Origin of the sequence: Streptomyces coffeae (assembly GCF_016741875.1) — a bacterium.
Taxonomy (GTDB): Bacteria; Actinomycetota; Actinomycetes; order Streptomycetales; family Streptomycetaceae; genus Streptomyces; species Streptomyces coffeae.
The window spans coordinates 232,348-253,944 of the sequence record NZ_JAERRF010000005.1 but is presented as its reverse complement, the minus strand read 5'-3'; the positions used below and the strand labels follow the sequence as shown (position 1 = coordinate 253,944).

The 21,597-nt window shown below is 71.5% G+C and carries 23 protein-coding genes; 8 read left to right on the top strand and 15 right to left on the bottom strand.

The features are described 5' to 3' along the window. Positions 1 to 180: 180 nt before the first annotated feature. The 4 genes from JK363_RS10425 to JK363_RS10410 all read left to right on the top strand — a co-directional run bounded on the left by JK363_RS10425 (position 181) and on the right by JK363_RS10410 (position 3,084). The gene (locus JK363_RS10425) at positions 181 to 1,158 is read left to right on the top strand and encodes a hypothetical protein (protein ID WP_201874154.1); all 978 of its coding nucleotides are present in this window, start codon (positions 181 to 183) and stop codon (positions 1,156 to 1,158) included. A 75-nt stretch (positions 1,159 to 1,233) separates the two neighbouring features. Then, positions 1,234 to 1,866, top strand: coding sequence for a TIGR03085 family metal-binding protein (locus JK363_RS10420; RefSeq protein WP_201874153.1), 633 nt, complete (start codon positions 1,234 to 1,236; stop codon positions 1,864 to 1,866). 55 nt (positions 1,867 to 1,921) lie between these two features. Next, the gene (locus tag JK363_RS10415; protein ID WP_201874152.1) at positions 1,922 to 2,539 is read left to right on the top strand and encodes a class I SAM-dependent methyltransferase; all 618 of its coding nucleotides are present in this window, start codon (positions 1,922 to 1,924) and stop codon (positions 2,537 to 2,539) included. Positions 2,540 to 2,541: 2 nt separating this feature from the next. Next, positions 2,542 to 3,084, top strand: coding sequence for a GNAT family N-acetyltransferase (locus JK363_RS10410; protein WP_201874150.1), 543 nt, complete (start codon positions 2,542 to 2,544; stop codon positions 3,082 to 3,084). On the opposite strand, the gene JK363_RS10405 is transcribed toward JK363_RS10410, so the two are convergent. From JK363_RS10405 to hisD, 9 genes are all read right to left on the bottom strand, one after another. After that, positions 3,057 to 3,923 carry an endo alpha-1,4 polygalactosaminidase gene (locus tag JK363_RS10405; RefSeq protein ID WP_201874148.1) on the bottom strand — a complete coding sequence of 289 codons (867 nt, stop codon included), beginning with the start codon at positions 3,921 to 3,923 and terminating at the stop codon, positions 3,057 to 3,059. The genes JK363_RS10410 and JK363_RS10405 overlap by 28 nt on opposite strands. A gap of 223 nt (positions 3,924 to 4,146) precedes the next feature. Then, complete coding sequence (hisF, locus tag JK363_RS10400; protein WP_201874147.1) at positions 4,147 to 4,935, bottom strand: imidazole glycerol phosphate synthase subunit HisF; 789 nt, start codon at positions 4,933 to 4,935, stop codon at positions 4,147 to 4,149. Continuing rightward, on the bottom strand, positions 4,932 to 5,342 hold the full coding sequence (locus JK363_RS10395; protein WP_201874146.1) for a Rid family hydrolase: 411 nt from the start codon (positions 5,340 to 5,342) through the stop codon (positions 4,932 to 4,934). Before JK363_RS10395 ends, hisF begins: the two co-directional genes overlap by 4 nt. Continuing rightward, positions 5,339 to 6,070: a bifunctional 1-(5-phosphoribosyl)-5-((5-phosphoribosylamino)methylideneamino)imidazole-4-carboxamide isomerase/phosphoribosylanthranilate isomerase PriA gene (gene priA, locus JK363_RS10390; protein ID WP_201874145.1), complete on the bottom strand. Its 732-nt coding sequence runs from the start codon at positions 6,068 to 6,070 to the stop codon at positions 5,339 to 5,341. Before priA ends, JK363_RS10395 begins: the two co-directional genes overlap by 4 nt. 42 nt (positions 6,071 to 6,112) lie before the next feature. Next, positions 6,113 to 6,754: an imidazole glycerol phosphate synthase subunit HisH gene (hisH, locus tag JK363_RS10385; protein WP_201874144.1), complete on the bottom strand. Its 642-nt coding sequence runs from the start codon at positions 6,752 to 6,754 to the stop codon at positions 6,113 to 6,115. Then, positions 6,751 to 6,915, bottom strand: a complete 165-nt coding sequence (locus tag JK363_RS10380; RefSeq protein ID WP_201874143.1) for a CG2302 family histidine operon protein — start codon at positions 6,913 to 6,915, stop codon at positions 6,751 to 6,753. Before JK363_RS10380 ends, hisH begins: the two co-directional genes overlap by 4 nt. Positions 6,916 to 6,955: 40 nt before the next feature. Beyond that, the gene (hisB, locus tag JK363_RS10375; protein WP_201874141.1) at positions 6,956 to 7,549 is read right to left on the bottom strand and encodes an imidazoleglycerol-phosphate dehydratase HisB; all 594 of its coding nucleotides are present in this window, start codon (positions 7,547 to 7,549) and stop codon (positions 6,956 to 6,958) included. Then, entirely contained in the window at positions 7,546 to 8,652 is a 1,107-nt protein-coding gene (locus JK363_RS10370) for a histidinol-phosphate transaminase (protein ID WP_201874139.1), read from the bottom strand. Before JK363_RS10370 ends, hisB begins: the two co-directional genes overlap by 4 nt. Continuing rightward, the gene (gene hisD, locus JK363_RS10365; protein WP_201874137.1) at positions 8,649 to 9,974 is read right to left on the bottom strand and encodes a histidinol dehydrogenase; all 1,326 of its coding nucleotides are present in this window, start codon (positions 9,972 to 9,974) and stop codon (positions 8,649 to 8,651) included. The genes JK363_RS10370 and hisD overlap by 4 nt, the downstream gene beginning before the upstream one ends. A gap of 155 nt (positions 9,975 to 10,129) precedes the next feature. Between hisD and JK363_RS10360 the strand changes: the two genes are divergently transcribed. The 3 genes from JK363_RS10360 to ybaK are packed head-to-tail and all read left to right on the top strand — an operon-like array spanning position 10,130 to position 13,016. Next, positions 10,130 to 11,725 carry an oxidoreductase gene (locus JK363_RS10360; RefSeq protein ID WP_201874135.1) on the top strand — a complete coding sequence of 532 codons (1,596 nt, stop codon included), beginning with the start codon at positions 10,130 to 10,132 and terminating at the stop codon, positions 11,723 to 11,725. 34 nt (positions 11,726 to 11,759) lie between these two features. Beyond that, positions 11,760 to 12,500, top strand: a complete 741-nt coding sequence (locus JK363_RS10355; RefSeq protein ID WP_201874132.1) for an LON peptidase substrate-binding domain-containing protein — start codon at positions 11,760 to 11,762, stop codon at positions 12,498 to 12,500. Positions 12,501 to 12,512: 12 nt separating this feature from the next. Further along, positions 12,513 to 13,016: a Cys-tRNA(Pro) deacylase gene (gene ybaK, locus JK363_RS10350; RefSeq protein ID WP_201874130.1), complete on the top strand. Its 504-nt coding sequence runs from the start codon at positions 12,513 to 12,515 to the stop codon at positions 13,014 to 13,016. 21 nt (positions 13,017 to 13,037) lie between these two features. Here ybaK and JK363_RS10345 read toward each other — a convergent pair whose 3' ends face one another. The 5 genes from JK363_RS10345 to JK363_RS10325 all read right to left on the bottom strand — a co-directional run bounded on the left by JK363_RS10345 (position 13,038) and on the right by JK363_RS10325 (position 17,478). Beyond that, positions 13,038 to 13,775, bottom strand: a complete 738-nt coding sequence (locus tag JK363_RS10345) for an ABC transporter permease (protein WP_201874128.1) — start codon at positions 13,773 to 13,775, stop codon at positions 13,038 to 13,040. Positions 13,776 to 13,834: 59 nt separating this feature from the next. Further along, the gene (locus JK363_RS10340) at positions 13,835 to 14,671 is read right to left on the bottom strand and encodes an ABC transporter permease (RefSeq protein WP_201874438.1); all 837 of its coding nucleotides are present in this window, start codon (positions 14,669 to 14,671) and stop codon (positions 13,835 to 13,837) included. A 100-nt stretch (positions 14,672 to 14,771) separates the two neighbouring features. Further along, a complete protein-coding gene (locus tag JK363_RS10335) occupies positions 14,772 to 15,794 on the bottom strand; it encodes an ABC transporter ATP-binding protein (protein ID WP_201874126.1) in 1,023 nt (340 codons plus the stop codon). A gap of 125 nt (positions 15,795 to 15,919) precedes the next feature. Next, positions 15,920 to 16,057, bottom strand: coding sequence for a hypothetical protein (locus tag JK363_RS10330; RefSeq protein ID WP_201874124.1), 138 nt, complete (start codon positions 16,055 to 16,057; stop codon positions 15,920 to 15,922). Positions 16,058 to 16,164: 107 nt separating this feature from the next. After that, complete coding sequence (locus JK363_RS10325) at positions 16,165 to 17,478, bottom strand: NYN domain-containing protein (protein ID WP_201874122.1); 1,314 nt, start codon at positions 17,476 to 17,478, stop codon at positions 16,165 to 16,167. Between the two features lie 286 nt (positions 17,479 to 17,764). Between JK363_RS10325 and JK363_RS10320 the strand changes: the two genes are divergently transcribed. Next, entirely contained in the window at positions 17,765 to 17,959 is a 195-nt protein-coding gene (locus tag JK363_RS10320; RefSeq protein ID WP_201874121.1) for a hypothetical protein, read from the top strand. Between the two features lie 70 nt (positions 17,960 to 18,029). Here JK363_RS10320 and dnaE read toward each other — a convergent pair whose 3' ends face one another. Beyond that, a complete protein-coding gene (dnaE, locus tag JK363_RS10315; RefSeq protein ID WP_201874120.1) occupies positions 18,030 to 21,572 on the bottom strand; it encodes a DNA polymerase III subunit alpha in 3,543 nt (1,180 codons plus the stop codon). Positions 21,573 to 21,597: the final 25 nt, after the last annotated feature.

The window sequence follows — 21,597 nt, the reverse complement described above, 5'->3', positions numbered from 1 at the left end:
CTGCACGGCCGGGCGGGTGGCCCCGCGAACGATCTCACGGGTTGATCACCCGGAGCGGAGGGCGTGAGACGGTCCGGGGGCGCGCCGCCCTACGGTGCGGGCGCCGGTACCGCGTCGCGGGTGGCCGGTATCGCCGGGCCCGATGGCCGCAGTGTCGGTGGGATGGGGCATGCTTCGGACATGACGTTTCCGCCGCCGAACGACGCCAACCGGCCTGGAAGCGGCGGAGGGTTCGGTCCGCCGCCGCAGGACGCACCGCAGGCACAGCCACCGCAGGCACAGCCACCGCAGCAGCCGCAGGCCCAGCAGCCGTCGCAGGGCTTCGGCCCGCCGCCGCCCCAGCCGGGACAGCCCGGCCCGGCGGGACAGCCCGCGCTGCCGCCCGGCGGCGGGTTCGGCACGTTCGGCCCGCCGTCGGCGCCGCCCGGCGGCCCGCTGCCCGGAGGCTTCCCGCCGGGCAGCCTCCCGCCGGGTTCCCTGCCGCCCTCTCCGCCCCGCGGCGGAGGCTCCAAGGTCGTGGCGATCGTCGTCGCGGCGGCGGTGGCCGTGGCCGTGATCGTCGGCGCGATCGCCCTCGGCTCCCAGGGCGACCATGACAGCGACGAGGCGGCGGCCGACGAGACCCCGCGCGCCTCGGCCTCCACAAGCGCCACGGCCTCCCCGTCCGCCCCTTCCTCCGACCCCTCGAGCACGGAGGACCCGGGCGAGGGCGCACCGTTCGGCGACGACCCCAAGGGCGACCCGGACTCCGGGACCTCCCCGACCCCGTCCCAGTCCGCCGGCTCCCGCGACCGGGTGCCGTATGTGGTGCTCGCTCCCGGCACCTGCTTCGACCACCCCGCGATGGACAGCAGCGTCACCAAGATCGAGAAGCGTTCCTGTTCGAGTGCGCACGACGGCGAGGTGATCGCCAACGAGAAGCTGACCGGTGACTTCTCCTCCGAGACGGCGATCCAGAAGAAGGCTCTCTCGCTGTGCGCGGTGGATGCCAAGACCCGGCTCCAGAAAATCCCCAACGACGGGCGGAATTACTACTACTACGCGCTCTACCCCGCGCTGGGCACCTATTCCGTCCAGGGCGAGGACAAGGTCTCCTGCGCGTTGACGCTGAGCTCGGGCCTGGACGGCGCCAAGCTGCACAAGCCGCTGCCCAAGTAGGCCCGGCCACTGCCCCCGGCGCGCCGGTCGCGTCGGGCGTGGCGGGGCGCGGACAGCGGTCGTAGGGTGGGCGTTATGTCCACTCACGCGCAGCGCGAACGTCTGCTCCTCGCCGACCTCTTGGAGAGCGCGGGCCCCGGCGCACCGACGCTGTGCGAGGGCTGGACCACCCAGGAGCTGGCAGCCCATCTGGTGGTCCGCGAGCGCCGCGCGGACGCCGCCGGTGGCCTGGTGATCAAGCCGCTGGCCGCGCGGCTGGCCCGGGTGCAGGCCGAGTTCGCCGCCAAGCCGTACGAGGAGCTGCTCCAGCTCTTCCGCACCGGTCCCCCGCGGATGTCGCCGTTCGCCCTCAAGCAGGTGGACGAGGCGGCCAACAGCCTCGAGTTCTATGTGCACGGCGAGGACGTCCGCCGGGCCCAGCCGGACTGGGCGCCGCGCGAGGTGGACCCGGTCTTCGCCAATGCGCTCTGGTCCCGGATCGAGCGCGCGGCCCGGGTGTTCGGCCGCAGATCCCCGGTGGGCCTGGTGCTGCGCCGCCCCGACGGCCGTACGGCGGTGGCGCACCGGGGCACCCCGGTGGTCACCGTCACCGGTGAACCGGCCGAGCTGGCGCTGTTCCTGTACGGCCGTCAGGGCGCCGCGCGGGTCGAGCTCGACGGCGACAAGGAGGCCGTGGAGGCTGCCCGATCCGCCCCGCTCGGTATCTGAGTCACAGCGTCGGCATCACCGCCCGGGACCGCTCGGCGCCGCTTAGGGTGGCGTGATGTCCCGGACCTACTGGAACCACAACGTCCATTACCACCCGCTGGTGCTCGACGCCGTACCGGACGGCTGTGGCACGGCTCTGGACATCGGCTGCGGTGACGGGCTGCTCGCCCGCAAGCTGGCCGGGCGGGTGGCCTCGGTGACCGGCGTGGACCGCTCCGCGGAGATGGTCCGCCTGGCCCGCGCGTCCGAGCCGCACGGCGCTCCCCCGCCCCATGTGACGTATGTGGAGGCGGACTTCCTCGCCCCCTCCGCGCACCGGCTCCCCGAGGGCGGCTACGACTTCATCAGCGCCGTCGCCGTGGTCCACCACATGGAGTTCGCCGAGGCGGTGCGCGCGATGGTGCGGCTGCTCGCGCCGGGCGGGCGGCTGGCGATCGTCGGCCTGGCCCGTAACCGGACCCCGCTGGACTGGGTCATCAGCGGGGCGGGCGTGCCGGTGGCCCGGTCGCGCGCCCGGCGCAACGGCGGCAAGACGCATCCCGACGGAATGCCCCTCCAGACGCCCGGGATGAGCTGGGGCCAGGTCCGCCGGGAGGCCCGCCGGCTGCTGCCCGGCTGCCGCTTCCGACGCCATCTGCTGTGGCGCTACTCGCTCGTGTGGGACAAGGTCTGATCATGTCCTCCGCCCCCTGGCCCGTCGCCCTGACCACCGCGCGGCTGCACCTGCGCCCCATCGAGGCCGCCGATGTCCCCGCCGTGTCCCGGCTGTGGACCGACCCCGCGGTGCGCCGCTACCTCGGCGGCCCGGTGCCCGAGGAGACGGTCCGCGCGCGGGAGCGGGGATGCGTGGGCGCCTTCGGGGCGTTCGGCGTGGTGCTGCGCGCCGACGGAACGGTGGTCGGCGGAGTGCTGCTGGAGCCGGACTCGCGCCACGACGGCCGTACGGAGGTGTCGTACCAGCTGCTGCCCGAGCACTGGGGACACGGCTACGGCCGCGAGGCGGTCTGGGCCGCGGTCTCCTGGGCGTTCGACGCGCTGACGCCCGGGCGCCCGGAGGTCGTCGCGGTCACCCAGGAGGCCAACGCCCCCTCGCGGCGCCTCCTCGAAGCCCTCGGGATGCGGCAGGTCGACGCGTTCACCGAATTCGGCGCACCACAGGTGATGTACGCCCTCACCCGGGACCCGGATGGTCAGCCCCGGCAGGTCCCGCGGACGTAGCCGTCGTCGCCCCGGGGCGTGACATCGACGTCCCGGCGCACGATGCTCAGCCGGTCGCCCCACTCCGCACAGCCCTTGGCAAGCCCCTTGGCGGTGTACTCGATCACCACCACTTGGCGGCCGAAGGCGTCCACATAGCCATCGCACTCCTCGTATGCGCCGCACTCCTCGACCACGGCGAAATCGAGCCCCGTCTTCCTGCGGCTGTCGGCGAGTTCCACGGTGTTCTTCTGGCCGATGGCCAGGCCCCGGGAGTGGGCGTGCGCGGACAGCAGGGTGATGAACGCCTTTGCGTCGGCCGCCGACAGCCTGCCGCCGGAGCGGGTGTAGCTGTCGTAGTTGTCCGGCTCCACGGCGTCGTAGCCCTTGTCGGCGCAGCCGTCGATCCACCGGTTGACCCGGGCGGCGACCCGCTCGCGCCTGGCGGGTGTGCCGATGTCCAGCAGCGGTTCGTTCCAGTCCTTGTCCAGGACCACGTCCCCGTCCGCGTCGCGCAGCAGCAGATCGGCGGGCCACTGCTTCCGCTCCTCCGGCTGGGCCTGGAAGGCGTTGACGTAGCAGATGTTGTACAGCCCGTCCGCCGGAGCGGACGTACGGTCACGGCTGATGATCCGGACGCCCTTCGGCGGGGTGTAGGCGCCGCCCAACTGGTAGTCGAATCCGGCGTGGACGGGCGGCAGCGTCACCCGCGAACGGCCCCCGGACCCGGAGGATCCCGGGGACCCGGAGGACGCGGCGGGCCCGGCGGAATCCGAGGACGACGTACAGCCGGTGAGGGCGAGGAGCACCGCGACAGCGGCGACGGCGGTGGACCGGACGGTGGGACGGCGGGCGGGCATGGCGCACTGCTCCAGCGTTCGCGGGTAACGGCCCCGCCTCGGACGCGTCGTGTGCGGTCCTGGCGACTCGGGCCGGGCTGAGGATACGGATCCCGTACCGGCTGGGCGCACCTCTGGGGCTCCGGGCGGTCGCCCCGGGCCGACAGCCGCGATCCAAGCGCCCTGGGTGACACCACGTCAAGTCCGCCCCGCCGCACCCGGGGCGGCCTCATCGGCGGCCCCCTCAGCGCACCGGGTGCCCCGCCGCCCGCAGTTCGTCCTTCACCTGACTGATCCGCAGATCGCCGAAGTGGAAGACCGACGCGGCCAGTACCGCGTCCGCGCCCGCGGCGACGGCCGGGGGGAAGTGGGCGAGCGTGCCCGCGCCGCCGCTGGCGATGACCGGGACGGAGACGTGCTTCCGGACGGCTTCGATCATGGGGGTGTCGTAGCCGTCCTTGGTGCCGTCCGCGTCCATGGAGTTGAGCAGGATCTCGCCGGCGCCCAGCTCGGCCGCGCGGTGGGCCCACTCGACGGCGTCGATACCGGTGCCCCGGCGGCCGCCGTGCGTGGTGACCTCGTAGCCGGACGCGGTGACCGCGGCCGGTCCCCCGTCGGCGGCGGGCGCGCAGCGGCGGGCGTCGACCGAGAGGACCAGCACCTGGCTGCCGAAGCGTTCGGCGATCTCGCGGATCAGCTCGGGGCGGGCGATGGCGGCCGTGTTGACGCCGACCTTGTCCGCACCGGCGCGCAGCAGTTTGTCGACGTCCTCCGTGGTGCGGACGCCGCCGCCGACCGTGAGGGGGATGAAGACCTGCTCGGCGGTGCGGCGCACGACGTCGTAGGTGGTCTCGCGGTTGCCGGAGGAGGCCGTGATGTCGAGGAAGGTCAGCTCGTCCGCGCCCTCCTCGCCGTAGATCTTGGCCATCTCGACCGGATCGCCCGCGTCGCGCAGGTTCTGGAAGTTGACCCCCTTGACGACCCGGCCGTTGTCCACGTCCAGGCAGGGGATGACTCGGACCGCGAGGGTCATGGCTGTCGGGCTCCTCGGAATGCTTCCAGTTCGACTTCCACCAGGACGCGCGAGTCGACGAAGCCGGAGACCACGACGAGGGTCGCGGCCGGGCGCACGGCGTCGAAGAGCTCCTTGTGGGCACGGCCCACCTCGTCCACGTCCCGGGCGTGGGTGAGGTACATCCGGGTGCGGATCACGGACTCGACGCCCAGGTCGAACTTCTCCAGCGCGTCCAGGGCATGGCGGAACGCGGCGAGCGTCTGCTGATACGGATCGCCCTCGCCCTCCAGCACGCCGCGCTCGGCCAGCGGCATCGTCCCGGCGACGACCACCAGGTCACCGGCCTCGACGGCCCGTGCGAAACCGATGGTCTCCTCCCAGGGACTGTGGGTCTGGATCCGTCGCGCGATCTCGGGTGAGGTCATGCGGACACCGCCTCCAACGCCTCTTCCAGGGTGAACGCCTTGGCGTAGAGCGCCTTCCCGACGATGGCACCCTCGACGCCTTCCGGTACCAGAGTCGCAAGGGCGCGCAGGTCGTCAAGGGAGGAAACGCCGCCGGAGGCGACGACCGGCTTGGGCGTGGCGGCGCAGACGTTGCGCAGCAGCTCCAGGTTGGGGCCCTGAAGGGTGCCGTCCTTGGCGATGTCGGTCACCACGTACCGGGCGCAGCCCTCGGAGTCCAGCCGGGCCAGGGTCTCGTACAGATCGCCGCCGTCGCGGGTCCAGCCGCGGCCGCGCAGAGTGGTGCCGCGGACATCGAGGCCGACGGCGATGCGGTCGCCGTGCTCGGCGATGACCTTGGCGACCCACTCGGGGGTCTCCAGCGCGGCGGTACCGAGGTTCACCCGGGTGCAGCCGGTGGCGAGGGCGGCGGCCAGCGAGGCGTCGTCACGGATGCCGCCGGACAGCTCGACCTTCAGCTCCATGGCGCGGGCGACCTCGGCGATCTGCTCGCGGTTGTCACCGGTGCCGAAGGCGGCGTCCAGGTCCACCAGATGCAGCCACTCGGCGCCCGCCGCCTGCCAGGCGAGGGCGGCCTCCAGCGGGTCGCCGTACGACGTCTCGGAGCCGGACTCACCGTGCACGAGGCGGACGGCCTGGCCGTCGCGGACGTCGACGGCGGGGAGGAGTTCGAGGCGGTGCGTTGGCATGCGGGGAACCTTACGGTGAGTGCGTGAGCTGGGGCGGGCCGGTCAGAGCGTGTCGAGCCAGTTGCGGAGCAGCCGCGCGCCCGCGTCGCCGGACTTCTCGGGGTGGAACTGGGTGGCCCACAGCGGGCCGTTCTCCACGGCGGCCACGAACGGCTCGCCGTGGGTGGTCCAGGCGACCTTGGGGGCGGGCATGGCGGGGTTGGCCACCTCCAGCTCCCAGGTGCGGACCGCGTAGGAGTGGACGAAGTAGAAGCGCTCGCCCTTGTCCACGCCGTCGAACAGCCGGGAGTCGTCGGGGGCTTCGACCGTGTTCCAGCCCATGTGGGGGACGACGGGGGCGCGCAGCGGCTCGACGGTGCCGGGCCACTCGTCCAGGCCCTCGGCCTCGACACCGTGCTCGATACCGCGCCCGAAGAGGATCTGCATACCGACGCAGATGCCCATCACGGGGCGCCCGCCGGAGAGCCGGCGGCCCACGATCCAGTCGCCGCGGGCCTCGCGCAGCCCCTGCATACAGGCGGCGAAGGCGCCGACGCCGGGGACCAGCAGACCGTCGGCGGCCATGGCCTTGTCGTAGTCACGGGTGATCTCGACATCGGCGCCGACATGGGCGAGGGCGCGCTCGGCGGAGCGGATGTTGCCGAAGCCGTAGTCGAAAACGACGACCTTCGGGGCCGTGCTCAATTCCAGACCTCCAGCCGCATGATGCCCGCCACCAGGGCCATCGAGGCGCCCAGGCTGAGCAGCACGATCACGCCCTTGGGCAGCCCCTGCTTCACGAAGGAGACCACCCCGCCCAGCAGAAACAGCCCGAGGACGATGAACGCCGTCGAGGTCCCGTTCACAGCAGCTCTCCGTTCGCTTCTCCGCCCGCGCGTACGTCGCTCACAGCGCGCCCTTCGTCGAAGGAATGATCCCGGCGGCCCTGGGGTCCCGCTCGCTGGCGTAGCGCAGCGCCCGCGCCAGGGCCTTGAACTGGCACTCCACGATGTGGTGGGCATTGCGCCCGTACGGCACGTGGACATGCAGGGCGATCTGCGCCTGCGCCACGAACGACTCCAGTATGTGCCGCGTCATCGTGGTGTCGTAGCTGCCGATCATCGGCGCGATGTTCTCCGGCTCGGTGTGCACCAGGTAGGGGCGGCCGGAGAGGTCGACGGTCACCTGGGCGAGGGACTCGTCGAGCGGCACCGTGCAGTTGCCGAAGCGGTAGATGCCCACCTTGTCGCCGAGCGCCTGCTTGAACGCGGCACCGAGTGCGAGGGCGGTGTCCTCGATGGTGTGGTGGGTGTCGATGTGCAGGTCGCCCTCGGTCTTGACGGTGAGGTCGAAGAGGCCGTGGCGGCCGAGTTGGTCGAGCATGTGGTCGTAGAAGCCGACACCGGTCGATACGTCGACCTGTCCGGTGCCGTCGATGTCGATCTCGACGACGACCGAGGTCTCCTTGGTGGTGCGCTCCACGCGTCCCACGCGGGTCATGCGCTCTTCTCCTTCATCAGGTCGCGTACCGCGTCGAGGAACGCGTCGTTCTCGGTGGGGGTGCCCGCGGTGACCCGCAGCCACCCCGGTACGCCGTTGTCACGGACCAGAACTCCCCGGTCCAGTAGGCTCTGCCATGCCGCGTGCGCGTCCTCGAAGCGGCCGAACTGCACGAAGTTGGCGTCCGAGTCGGTCACCTCGCAGCCGATGCTGCGCAGCTCGCTCACCAGCCGGTCGCGCTCGGCCTTGAGCGCCTCGACGTACCCCAGCAGCGTATCGGTGTGCTCCAGCGCGGCCAGCGCGGTGGCCTGGGTGACGGCGGACAGGTGGTAGGGCAGCCGGACCAGCTGGACGGCGTCCACCACGGCCGGGTGGGCGGCGAGATAGCCCAGCCGCAGCCCGGCGGCGCCGAACGCCTTGGACATGGTCCGGGAGAGGATCAGCTGCGGGCGGTTCTCGATCAGCGGCAGCAGCGAGGGGCGGTGGCTGAACTCCCCGTACGCCTCGTCGACCACGACGATCGAGGGTCCGGCGGCCTGCGCCGCCTCGTACAGCGCCAGCACCGTGTCCGCCTCGACGGCGGTCCCCGTGGGGTTGTTCGGGGAGGTGATGAACACGACGTGGGGCCGGTGCTCGGCGATGGCCGCGCGGGCGGCGTCCACATCGATGGTGAAATCCGCGTTCCGCGGGCCGGAAATCCAGCCGGTACCGGTGCCACGGGAGATCAGCGCATGCATCGAGTACGAGGGCTCGAAGCCGATCGCGGTGCGCCCCGGACCGCCGAAGGTCTGGAGCAGCTGCTGCAACACCTCGTTGGACCCGTTGGCCGCCCAGACGTTGGCCACGCCGACCTCGTGCCCGGCGGTGCGGGTGAGATAGCGGGCCAGCTCGGTGCGGAGCTCGACCGCGTCCCGGTCCGGGTAGCGGTTGAGGTCGCGGGCCGCCTCGGTGACCCGCTCGGCGATCCGGGCCACCAGGGCCTCGGGCAGCGGATACGGATTCTCGTTGGTGTTCAGCCGTACGGGGACATCGAGCTGCGGAGCGCCGTACGGGGACTTGCCACGGAGCTCTTCCCGGATCGGGAGATCGTCAATGCCGGTCACTTGCTCGGTGGCACCTTCCAGTCGAACCTTGCCTTCACCGCGGCGCCGTGGGCGGGCAGATCCTCCGCCTCGGCGAGTGTCACCACATGGCCCGCGACCTCGGCCAGCGCCTCCCGGCTGTAGTCCACCACGTGGATACCGCGCAGGAAGGACTGCACGGACAGACCGGAGGAGTGGCAGGCGCAGCCGCCGGTGGGCAGCACATGGTTGGAGCCCGCGGCGTAGTCGCCGAGGGAGACGGGGGCGTACGCGCCGACGAAGACCGCCCCGGCGTTCCGCACCCGGGCGGCGACCGCCGACGCGTCCTCGGTCTGGATCTCCAGGTGCTCGGCCGCGTAGGCGTCCACCACGGCAAGGCCCTGCTCGACCCCGTCGACCAGCACGATGCCGGACTGACGGCCGGAGAGCGCCGGGCGGATGCGGTCCTCGACATGCTTGGTGGCCGCGATCTGGACCTCGAGCTCCTTCTCGACCGCGGTGGCCAGTTCCTCGGAGTCGGTGACCAGCACCGAGGCGGCCACCGGATCGTGCTCGGCCTGGCTGATCAGGTCCGCGGCGACATGCACCGGGTCGGCGGTGGCGTCGGCGAGGATGGCGATCTCGGTGGGCCCGGCCTCGGCGTCGATACCGATCCGGCCCTTGAGCAGGCGCTTGGCGGCGGCGACCCAGATGTTGCCCGGTCCGGTCACCATCGAGACCGGACGGCACTCCTCGGTGCCGTACGCGAACATGGCCACGGCCTGGGCGCCCCCGGCCGCGTAGACCTCGTCGACATCCAGCAGGGCGCAGGCCGCCAGGATGGTGGGGTGCGGCAGCCCGCCGAACTCGCTCTGCGGCGGGGAGCTGACGGCCATCGAGCCGACCCCGGCCTCCTGCGCGGGCACCACGTTCATCACCACGGAGGAGGGGTAGACCGAGCGGCCGCCCGGGACGTACAGCCCGACCCGCTCGACCGGCACCCAGCGCTCGGTGACGGTGCCGCCGGGCACCACCTGTGTGGTGTGGTCGCTGCGCCGCTGGGCGCGGTGGACCAGCCGGGCCCGCCGGATGGACTCCTCCAGGGCGGCCCGCACGGCCGGGTCCAGCTCGGCGAGGGCGCGCTGAAGGGCCTCGGCGGGCACCCGCACCCGCTCGAGGGTGACGCCGTCGAACCGCCGCGCGTAGTCGATCAGCGCCGCGGTGCCGCGATGCCGTACGTCCTCGCAGATCGGGCGCACCTTCTCCAGGGCGGCCTCGACATCGAGCTCGGCACGGGGCAGCAGGTCACGGTCGATGCCGCCCTCGGAGAGGGCGGCGCCGCGCAGATCGATACGGGAGATCACGCGATCAATTGTCTCAGACCCGATACGGCCGCCCGCCCCCCGTATCAGTGAGTGATACGGACCCCCTAAGTTGACCCTGACCGTTGGCGTTCAACCGGTTACTCAGCGGGAATGTGGTCCGTACGGGGACACGGAGAACAGGAGGGGACACGGCTGTGACCGAGCCGCACGATGGCGATCCGCCCCCGGGCCTCGATCTGACCACCGCCGAATGGGGCATGTGGCAGGCGTTCCGCAATGGCAGCACCCACGATCTGCGCACCTCCCACCCCCAGCGGAACGACCCCTCCGGTCCCTACGCCTGGGGCCCCGAGCGCAGTGTGCGGGCGCGGGTCGTGGCGCTGCTGCTGCTGAACGGGCCGCTCGCCCAGCCGGGCCGGGTCGCGGCGCTCAAGCTCAACGGGGTGCACATCACCGGCACCCTGGACCTGGCCGGCGGAGTCATCAGTCCGTACGTGGAGCTGAAGAACTGCCGCTTCGAGCGGGAAGTGCTGCTCCCCGAGGCGCACTTCACCACCCTGCGTCTGGTGGGCTGCGCGCTCCCCCGGCTGGAGGCGGCCCGGCTGCGCACCGAGGGCGATCTGCATCTGCCCCGGTGTGTCGTGGAGCACGGCATCCGGCTCACCGACGCCCACATCGGCACGGATTTACTGCTCAACCAGCTCATCGTGCGCCGGGATCGCCGGGGCATGTCGATCAGCGCCGACGGGCTGACCGTCGCCCAGGACTTCCAGGCCGACATGATCGAGTCGTACGGCGAGCTGAGTCTGCGCGGGGCGCAGGTGGGCGTGTCGCTCAGTCTGCGCGGCTCGCGGCTGCGCAATCCGTACGGGCGGCGGGCGCTGAACGCACCACAGCTGACCGTCGAGCGCAGCATGTATCTGACCGGCGGCGGGATATCCACCTACTCCCCCGGCTCCACCCCGCCGTACGGCACCACCGATACCCCGACGCGCGGGACCCGGATCCAGCGCTTCGAGTGCGAGGGCGGTATACGCCTGGACGACGGGCGGATCGGTGACGCGATCGACTTCGACCAGGCCCGCTTCATCCTGGAGAACGACCAGGAGCTGTCGCTGCGCCGGGTCCAGACGCCCGAGCTGCGCTTCGTCGGGGAGCGCCCGCAGCGCGGCCGGGTGATCCTCTCCGGCGCCCGGGTGGTCAACCTGGTCGACAAGTCGGTGAGCTGGCCGGGGCCGGGCGGGCTCACCATGGCTGGCTTCTCCTACGAGTGTCTGATCCCGCGCGGCCACTTCCCGCTGACCCGGCGGCTGGAGTGGGTGGCCGCGGCGACTCCGGAGTACGCGCCCGAGCCGTACGAGATGCTGGCCAACGCGATGCGGGCCAGCGGTGAGGACGCGGACGCGCGCGAGGTGCTGCTCGCCAAGCAGCGCCGCCGCCGGGAAACGCTGCCGCTGGCCGGGAAGATGTGGGGATATCTCCAGGACTGGACGGTGGCCTACGGCTATCGCCCCGGCCGGGCGGCGGTGTGGATGGCGGTGCTGTGGGCGGTGGGCTCGGTGTTCTTCGCCCACAACCGCCCCGAGGCGCTGAAGCCGGATGAATCCCCGCACTGGAACGCCTCGCTGTACACGCTCGACCTGCTGATCCCGGTGGTCAATCTGGGCCAGGACGGCTATTGGAAACCCGGCGGGGCGGTCCAGTGGGCCGCCATCGTGATGATCCTGCTGGGCTGGGTGCTGGCGACCACCGTCGCCGCGGGCGCCTCCCGGCTGCTGCGCCGCCAGTGAAGAGGGACGCGCGGGGCCATTAGGCTTACGCCCCGTGACCTCCGCGCGCCTTCCGCTCTTCCCGCTGAACACGGTGCTGTTCCCGGGGCTCGTCATGCCCCTGAACGTTTTCGAGCAGCGGTACCGCTCCCTGATGCACGATCTGTCGGCGCTTCCGGAGGAGACTCCGCGCCGGTTCGGGGTGATCGCGATCCGGGACGGGCATGAGGTCGCGCCCAGCGCGATCGGGCTCCCGGAGGCCGTGACCCTGCCCGACCGCGGCCCCGCCGCGGGCTTCGGCCCGGATCCGGTGAAGTCGTTCTATCCGGTCGGCTGTGTCGCGGACGCGGCCACCATCCGGGAGCAGGAGGACGGCACCTTCGAGGTGCTGGCCACCGGCACCACCCGGTTCGAACTGCTCTCGGTGGACTCCTCGGGCCCGTATCTGACCGCCGAGGTCAAGGAGCTCCAGGAGGAGCAGGGCGACGGCGCCGGGGCGCTGGCCTCCGGGGTGGTGCGGGCGTTCCGCACCTATCAGAAGCGGCTGGCGGGGGCGCGGGAACGCACCCTGGCCGCCGAACAGGACCTGCCGGGCGAGCCGTCCGTCCTCTCCTATCTGGTCGCGGCGGCCGCGGTGCTCGACACCCCGGCCAAACAGCGGCTGTTGCAGGCACCGGACACCGCCAGCCGGCTGGCCGAGGAGCTGAAACTCCTTCGCGCGGAGAGCGCGGTGATCGGTAAGCTCCCCTCGCTTCCCGCCGTCGATCTGACCCGCCGCCCGACCAGCCCCAACTGACGCCTGAGAGACATGGCCAAGAAATCCAGGAAGAACTCCGCCGGGACCCCTGCCACCACCGCCCTCACCGCGGCGGGCACCCCGTTCACGCTGCACTCCTACACCCATGACCCGGCGGCCCCGTCCTACGGCGAGGAGGCCGCTCAGGCGTTGGGCGTGGAGCCGGGCCGGGTGTTCAAGACCCTCATCGCCAGCGTGGACGACCGGCTGACCGTGGCCATCGTCCCGGTCTCCGCCTCGCTCGACCTCAAGGCCCTCGCGGCGGCGGTCGGCGGCAAGCGCGCGACGATGGCGGACCCGGCGTCGGCGGAGCGCACCACGGGCTACGTCCGCGGCGGCATCTCCCCGCTCGGCCAGCGCAAGCGGCTGCCAACGGCCCTGGACGCCTCGGCGGACGGATACGAGACGGTGTGTGTCTCGGCGGGCCGCCGCGGTCTTGAGGTCGAGCTGTCCCCCACGGATCTGGCGGCGCTCACCGAGGCCGTGGTGGCCCCGATCGCGCGCCACGAGGGGTAGGCCCGCCCCGGGACATCCCGGTCAGGCGGGGGTGAGGCCCGAGGTCGGCAGCGGGGGCTCCGGGTCACGCGGGCCGAACAGCCCGGTCAGCATCAGATGCACCACCATCGCCGCGACCGACCAGGACAGCAGGGCGCCCTTGGCGCGCAGCTCCAGCGGCCCGTCGAAGGTGACACCCTTGCCGACCTCCCTGGCATGGGCCGCGATGTCCGCGCTGGGTCCCAGCCAGACGCCCAGCCGCCAGGCGATCACCGAGGCGAGCACCCCGCCGATGGCCAGTCCGATGACCAGCGCGATCCCGCCCTGACGGAAGAGCAGAAACACCACGATGGCCGTCAGGGCCCCGAAGGCCAGAGCGAGCAGCGCGAACACCCCGTCCGCGCCGATGGCGTCCTCCCCCTCGGAGTTCTTCAGATAGACGGCGTTGTCACCGGCCAGGACCATCGGCACCCTCGGCGCCAGCCACAGCCACAGCAGCCCCAGCAGTACGCCCGACACCGCCACCGCGATGGCCACCAGCGACGCCTGCACCAGCTCCGCCCGCAGCTCGGGCCCCGGCTCGGAGTACTCGCCGGGCTCGGTGTATTCAGGATGTTCGGGGTGTTCCGGAGGTCCGGAGGTGTGCGCTTCGCCGGAGGGATACGGCGCGGAGCCTCCGTGCGGCTGCCCCTGCGGCTCCTGCCCCCGCGGCCCGGCCCGCCCCTCGGCGGGCTCGTCATGCGGCGACGGCTGGTCTTGTGGCGTCAACGGTGCGGTCACCCCGTCATCGTGCCAGGTGGACGGCGTACTTCGGTCAGCGGGAGGTCCGCTGCGGCGCGTCACCGCACGGCCGCCCGCCGGTAGGCCCAGGTCGCGGCGGCGAGCGACACCACGGCCACCACGGCGCACACCCCGAGGTCGGCACAGACCGCCAGCCAGTCGGGCTGCCCGTCGAAGGACCGCGCCAGGGCCTCCACACCGTACGTCGACGGCAGCAGATCACGCGTGTACGACACTACCTCCGGCATCCGCTCGGCGGGCAGCACCCCCAGCAGCAGCGCCGCCGACATTCCCAACTGGCCGCAGAGCGTGGCCAGTTCCTGGCGCGGGGCGAGCAGTCCGAGGGCCGCGCCGAGCCCGGCGAGGGCGGCGCCGGAGAGCGGGATCACCGCGACGAGGATCCACAGATGCCCCATCGGGAGCTGGAAGAGCGCACTGCCCACCACGGCGGTAACGGCCGTTCCGGGCACGGTGAACGAGGCGTACGCGGCGGCCGCGCCGAGCACCACCGCGGACGGCGGCACCGGCAGGGTGGCGTAGTGGTCGAGTCCGCCGCTCGCCCGCAGCTGTCCGAAGTACTGGGCCAGCAGGTTGAGCGCCACGAACGCCACGACCAGCACGCTGGACCCGGCGACCACCGAACGGGCCTCCTCCCCGCCGTCCACCACCCCGCGCATCAGGACCATGATCCCGACGGACTGGAAGGTGGCCACGAACAGCAACGGGATCCGGGCCACCCGGGCTCGGCTGAGCTGGGCCCGGTAGACCGCGACGAGGGCGGGGAACAGCCGTGCGCGGGCCGCCAGCGGGGCGGGCACGCCGTCTGCGTCTCCGGCCTCACCGGCCGGCGCGGCGGCCTTCGCCGGGGCGCTTCCCCCGGTGATGCCGGGCGGCATGGCCTGCGCGGGCACGACACTCACGGTGCGCTGCTCCTCTTCGCCTACGACGGCTTCGGTCGCTTCACGGACTTCACTACGGGCACGGTCACGTCTGCGTTCACACCTTCACCAGCCCCTGCGTCCCTTCCGCACGGCCGCCGAGTGCGAGGTACACATCTTCCAGGCTGGGCGTGGCCAGAGTGAAATCGTCCAGTGCGGCGAAGGCGGGACCGCCGGTCACGGTGGCGATGGCGGCGCGTGCCTCGTCCGGGGCGAGCCGCAGCGTCCAGCGGCGCCCGGAGACGGCGTGGGCGGTGTCCCGCAGCGCGGCGACCCCGGCGACGTCCAGCGGCGGCTCGGTGCGCCACACCAGCTCCACCCGCACCTCGTCGGCGACCATCGCCTTGAGCCCGGCGGGGGTGTCGCAGGCGATCACCCGGCCGCGGTCCAGCACGGCGACCCGGTCGAGCACGGTCTCGGCCTCGATGACGTTGTGGGTGACGAGCAGCACCGTCACCCCGCGCTCGGCCCGCCGCCGGTCGACCGCGGCCCACACCGCCCGGCGGGCCACCGGGTCCATTCCGGTGGTGGGCTCGTCCAGCACCAGCAGCGGCCGCTCGCCGACCAGCGCGGCGGCGACACAGGCCAGCCGCCGCTGACCGCCGGAGAGCTTCTTCAGCGGCCGTCCCGCCAGCTCACCGAGGTCCAGCTCCTCGATCACCGCGTCCCGCTCGGCACGGGCCGCGCGGGCGTCGAGGCCGCGTAGCCGCGCCGTGGTCTCGGTGGCGAGGGCGACGGTCAGCTCGTCCAGCGCGGTCGAGTCCTGGCCCAGATAGCTCAGCAGCCGGGCGGCACGCTCGGGGTGGCGGACGAGATCGTGGCCGAGCACCCGGACGGTGCCCTCGTCGGGCCGCAGCAGTCCGGTGAGCTGGCGGACCAGGGTGGACTTTCCGGCGCCGTTGGGGCCGAGCAGCCCGAAGACCTCACCGCGCGCCACATCGAGGTCGATACCGTCGCTGGCCCGTACGGCGGGGGTGGCGGGCGCGCCGCGGCGTCCCCGCGCGGCGGGATAGGTCTTGACCAGGCCGCGCACGGTGCACACCACATTGCCGCCCGTCGCCTGTTTCGCGCCCGTCCTCACGAGCTATGAGGGTACGCGCCCGGACACCCGCTCCTGCCTTCGGGTCCCTCGCCGGCCGCCCCGGCCGGGGGCCGGTATGCAGAGGATGAGGGTGACGGAGGCTCCGGCCGGTCCCGCGCTGCTGCTCATGGAGCGGTGACGACCGGCGCGGGCACGAGGAAGAACGGCAGTGCGTTGCTGGTGGAGTTCCCCGCGGTCACGCTGACCGAGCGCTGCCCCGCGCACAGGGCCGGGACGGTGACGGTGACCGTGCTCGACGTCACGGTGGCGGGGGTGACCGCGGTGCGGCCGGTGCCGACGGCGGCAGGCGCGCGGAAGGAGCGCGGGGAGGGGACGGACGACCGGGGCGCGGGGGGTTTCCCGCGCCGGGCTAATCGGGCGCCGGAGTGTGTTCCGCCGCCGTCCGGACGTCGATCTCGCGCCAGAACCCGGCCCGGATCGCATAGCGGTCGTGCTCGTCGATCTGGTCGTCCTTGTGGGCGAGCAGACCGAAGCGCGCCGCATAGCGCAGCAGTTCACCGTCGATGCGGTGCGGGATGCGCGGGTACTCGGTGGAGAGCTGCGGGAGGTGGCCGGGGTCGGAGAGCCGCTCGATCCAGCGGCGGGCGAAGACCTGGCCCACCTCGAAGGGGTCACCGCTGACGGTGGTGATGTCCTCCTCGCGGTCGGCCCAGCGCTGCTCGGCGCTGGTGAGCTGGGCCAGCATGGGGAGGTTGGCGGTCTCCGGCGGCTCGCCCACCCCGGCGCCGGGGCCGCGGTCGACCCAGCCCTTGTCGGAGGACCAGCGCAGGGTGGCGCTGGGGACGGGGTGCGGGGCGGCGGGCCCGCCCTGTGCCCGGCCCAGACCCGCGAGGTCCTTGGGGGTGGGCACACCGCCCTTGCTGACGGCGGCGGCGCCCGCCCCGTCGGCGGCCCGCCCGGCGGGGTCCGCGGCACCATTGCCGTCCGCCGCGCCGGGCCGGACGGCGCCCGCACCGGGCCGGGCGGAGCCATTGCGGCCGTTGGGGGCGTCGGCGGCGCCGGATCCGGCGGCCGCGGCCGCCGCGGCGGCTGCTGCCGTCTCGGGCAGCGGGGCGGACAGGATGGCGGCGATCTCCGGGCGCGGCGCGGCGGTGGGGGCGCAGGGGCCGGGAGCCTCCTTGGCGCGGACCGCCCCGGTGATCCAGGCGCGGTCCAGCACCCGCCGCTCATCGGCCTCGGCGACCAGGTCCTCGGACTGGTTGTAGTCTCCGTCCGCGGCCTGGACCGCCCACAGATGGACGGCGACGCCGTGCTCCTTGGCCGACATCAGCCCGGGCAGCAGATCACCGTCCCCGGTGACCAGCACGATGTCGGAGCAGGCGCGGTTGCGGGCGAGTTCGGTGAGTTCGGCGTGCATGGCGGCATCCACGCCCTTCTGCGCCCAGCGGCCGTCGCTGCGGGTCAGGGCGCCGAGCCGGACGGTCACCCGGGGCATCACCCGCAGCCGCCGGTGCTCGGGCTGCGGTACGCGGTCGGGGGCGCCGTCGAACCAGTAGATGCGCAGCAGGGGGCGCTCGGTCTCGGTCTCGGCGCGCTCCCGCAGGCCCTGGATAAGGGTTGCGTGGTCGACGGAGATACGGGACCGGGCGGGTTCCCCGGCCAGCAGGCTCGCGGCGGCGCCCAGCAGGTACCCGGCGTCCACCAGGACGACGCAGCGGTCCACGTTCCACCCTCTTTCAGACAGTCCAGTCCTCGGTCGCCCCCGTACACAGCCGTGCCCCGGAATTTCTGATGGCTTTCTCTCGAGTCTGCCCGACCGCGCGGGGGTTATCAGTCCGAACTGGATCACCGGCGTGGCGGATACGGCCTACCCGCGAAGACCCCCCTTCTCACTCACGGTAATTGCCCGAAATGCACGGGTCACCAAGGCATGTCACTGTTCTTCCCGGAGGGCTTCCTCTCCGGAGGGCCCTTCACCGGGGGCTGATCCCAACTGGAGGCACACCACCATGGGCAAGAACAAGAACCGCGATCGCAAGCAGGCGCAGGCTCAGGCCCAGACGCGGCAGAACCGCGGCATGGCCGACCGCCCCGCCGAGCAGACGGCGGCCTCCTCGCCGGAGGCGCCGTCGCAAGCGACGCGGCCGGAGGGCGCCCCCGCGGCGGGCCGCAAGGACCGACAGAAGAGTTTCGGCCACAACTGACCGCCATTTGCGAACGGTTGAGGGGCGCGCCCGGACCGGGCGCGCCCCTCGCGCGGCTACGGGCCGGGCGTCACCCGGCCAGGCAGGACGCTCCCAGCAGCACCTTGAGATCGCCGAACAGCGCCGGGTCCGCGGTGACCCGGTGCCGGTCGAGCCTCAGCACCGTGGTCTTACGGGCCCCTTGGAGCTTGATCCGCACCTCGGTGGAGCCGCGGTGGTGGCTGAGCACCTCACCCAGCTTCTCGACCAGCGGCGGGGTGACCTTGACCGTCGGAATGGTGATCGTCACCGGCGCGTTGGCCGATGCCTCGGACAGATCGGGGACCATCAGCTCCATGGCGACCAGCCGGGGTACGTCCTCGCGCTTGTCGAGACGGCCCTTGACGAAGACCACCGCGTCCTCGACCAACTGGGTGGAGACCAGCTGGTAGGTGGCGGGGAAGAACATGCACTCGATGGAACCGGCGAGGTCCTCGACGGTGGCGATGGCCCAGGCGTTGCCCTGTTTGGTCATCTTGCGCTGGAGGCCGGAGATGATGCCGCCGATGGTGACGATCGCGCCGTCGGCGTGCTCACCGCCGGTGAGCTGGGCGATGGCGGCGTCCGCCTTCTCGTTGAGGACGTGCTCGATGCCGAAGAGCGGATGGTCGGAGACATAGAGGCCGAGCATCTCCCGCTCCTGGGCGAGCAGATAGGTCTTGTCCCACTCGATGTCGGAGAACTCGACGTCCAGACCGAAGCCGGGACCGTCGCCCCCGCTGTCGTCGCCCATGCCGCCGAAGAGGTCGAACTGCCCCTCGGCCTCCTTGCGCTTCACCGCCACCACGTTGTCGATCATCGTTTCGTAGTGGGCGGTGAGGCCCTTGCGGGTGTGGCCCATCTCGTCGAAGGCGCCCGCCTTGATCAGCGATTCGGTGGTGCGCTTGTTGCAGACGACCGCCTCGACCTTGTCCAGGTAGTCGGGGAAGGAGCTGTACTTCCCCTTGGACTTGCGACTGCGGATGATCGCTTCCACCACGTTCTGACCGACGTTCCGCACGGCGGTGAGACCGAAGAGGATCACATCGTCACCCTGCGCGGTGAAATTGGCCTCGGACTCGTTGACGTTCGGCGTGAGGACCTTGATGCCCATACGGCGGCACTCGTTGAGGTAGATCGCCGACTTGTCCTTGTCGTCGCGCACCGAGGTGAGGAGCGCCGCCATGTACTCGGCGGGGTAGTTGGCCTTGAGATAGGCGGTCCAGTAGGTGACCAGGCCGTACGCGGAGGAGTGCGCCTTGTTGAACGCGTATCCGGCGAACGGGACCAGCACGTCCCACACCGCCTGGATGGCCTCGTCCGAATAGCTCTTCTCGCGGGCACCCTTCTGGAAGTTGACGAACTCCTTCTCCAGCACCTCGGGCTTCTTCTTGCCCATCGCGCGGCGCAGCAGGTCGGCCTGGCCCAGCGAATAGCCCGCGAGCACCTGGGCGGCCTTCTGCACCTGCTCCTGGTAGACGATGAGGCCGTAGGTGATCCCGAGGACCTCCTTGAGCGGCTCCTCCAGCTCGGGGTGGATCGGGGTGATCTCCTGCTGGCCGTTCTTCCGCAGCGCGTAGTTGATATGCGAGTTCATGCCCATCGGGCCCGGCCGGTAGAGGGCCGAGACGGCGGAAATGTCCTCGAAGTTGTCGGGCTTCATCATGCGCAGCAGGGAGCGCATGGGGCCGCCGTCGAACTGGAAGACGCCGAGGGTGTCACCGCGGCAGAGCAGTTCGAAGGTCTTGGGGTCGTCCAGGGTCAGATCGAGCATCTTCAGATCGACGCCCTTGTTGGCCCGCACCATCTTCACGGCGTCGTCCATGATGGTGAGGTTCCGCAGGCCGAGGAAGTCCATCTTCAGCAGGCCGAGCGACTCACAGGTGGGGTAGTCCCACTGGGTCACGACCTGGCCGTCGTTCTTGGGCGAGAAGACCGGGACATGGTCGGTGACCGTCTCGCTCGACATGATCACGCCCGCGGCGTGCACGCCCATCTGCCGCACCAGGCCCTCGATACCGCGCGCGGTGTCGATGACCTTCTTCACATCCGGCTCGTTCTCGTACATCCCGCGCACCTCGCCCGCCTCGCTGTAGCGGGGGTGCTTCTCGTCGGTGATGCCGGACAGCGGGATGCCCTTGCCGAGCACATCGGCGGGCATGGCCTTGGTGATGCGGTCGCCCATCGCGTACGGATAGCCGAGCACCCGGGCCGAGTCCTTGATCGCGTTCTTGGCCTTGATGGTGCCGTAGGTGCCGATCTGGGCGACCTTGTCCGCGCCGTACTTCTCGGTGACGTACCGGATGACCTCACCGCGCCTGCGCTCGTCGAAGTCGATGTCGACATCGGGCATGGAGACGCGCTCGGGATTGAGGAACCGCTCGAAGATCAGCCCGTGCTCGACCGGGTCGAGGTCGGTGATGCCCATCGCGTACGAGACGATCGAGCCGGCCGCGGAGCCACGGCCGGGGCCGACCGCGATGCCGTTGTTCTTCGCCCACATGATGAAGTCGGCGACCACGAGGAAGTATCCCGGGAACCCCATCTGGATGATGACGTCCATCTCGTACTCGACGAGCTTCTGCCGGTCCTCGGGGATGCCGCCGGGGAACCGGCGGGCCATCCCCTTCTTGACCTCCTCCTGGAACCAGGTGACCTCGGTGAACCCCTCGGGCACGTCGAATCGCGGCATCAGGTCGCGCTTGTCGAACCAGCCGTCGGCGTTGACCTGCTCGGCCACCAGGAGGGTGTTGCGGCAGCCCTCCTGCCAGGCGTCCGAGGAGTCGATGGCGTACATCTCGTCGGTGGACTTGAGGTAGTAGCCGGTGCCGTCGAAGCGGAAGCGGTCGGGATCGGAGAGGTTCTTGCCGGTCTGCACGCACAGCAGCGCGTCATGGGCCTCGGACTCGCGCGCGTAGGTGTAGTGCGAGTCATTGGTGACCAGCGGCGGGATGCCCAGCTTCTTGCCGACCTCCAGCAGCCCGTCCCGGACCCGGCGCTCGATCTCGATCCCGTGGTCCATCAGCTCCAGGAAATAGCGGTCCTTGCCGAAGATGTCCTGGTACTCGGAGGCGGCCTTGACGGCCTCGTCGAACTGGCCGAGCCGCAGCCGGGTCTGGAGCTCGCCCGAGGGGCAGCCGGTGGACGCGATCAGCCCCTCCGACCACTGGGCGATGGTCTCCTTGTCCATCCGGGGCCATTTGACGAAATAGCCCTCCATATAGGCGTCCGAGGAGAGCCGGAAGAGATTGTGCAGACCGGTCTTGTCGGCCGCCCAGATCGTCTTGTGGGTGTAACCACCGGAACCGGAGACGTCATCGCGCTTCTGGTGCGGCTGACCCCACTGCACCCTCCGCTTGTAGCGGCGCGACTCCGGCGCCACATACGCCTCGATCCCGATGATCGGCGTGATCCCGGCGCCCGTCGCCTGCTGATAGAAGTCGTACGCCCCGTGGAGGTTGCCATGGTCGGTCATGGCGATGTGGGTCATGCCCATCTCATTGCACGCGTTGAACATGTCCTTGAGCCGCGCGGCACCGTCCAGCAGCGAGTACTGGGTGTGGACGTGCAGGTGCGTGAAGGGCGGCTTGGTCACGGTGGCAGACCTCCGGAGAACGGTC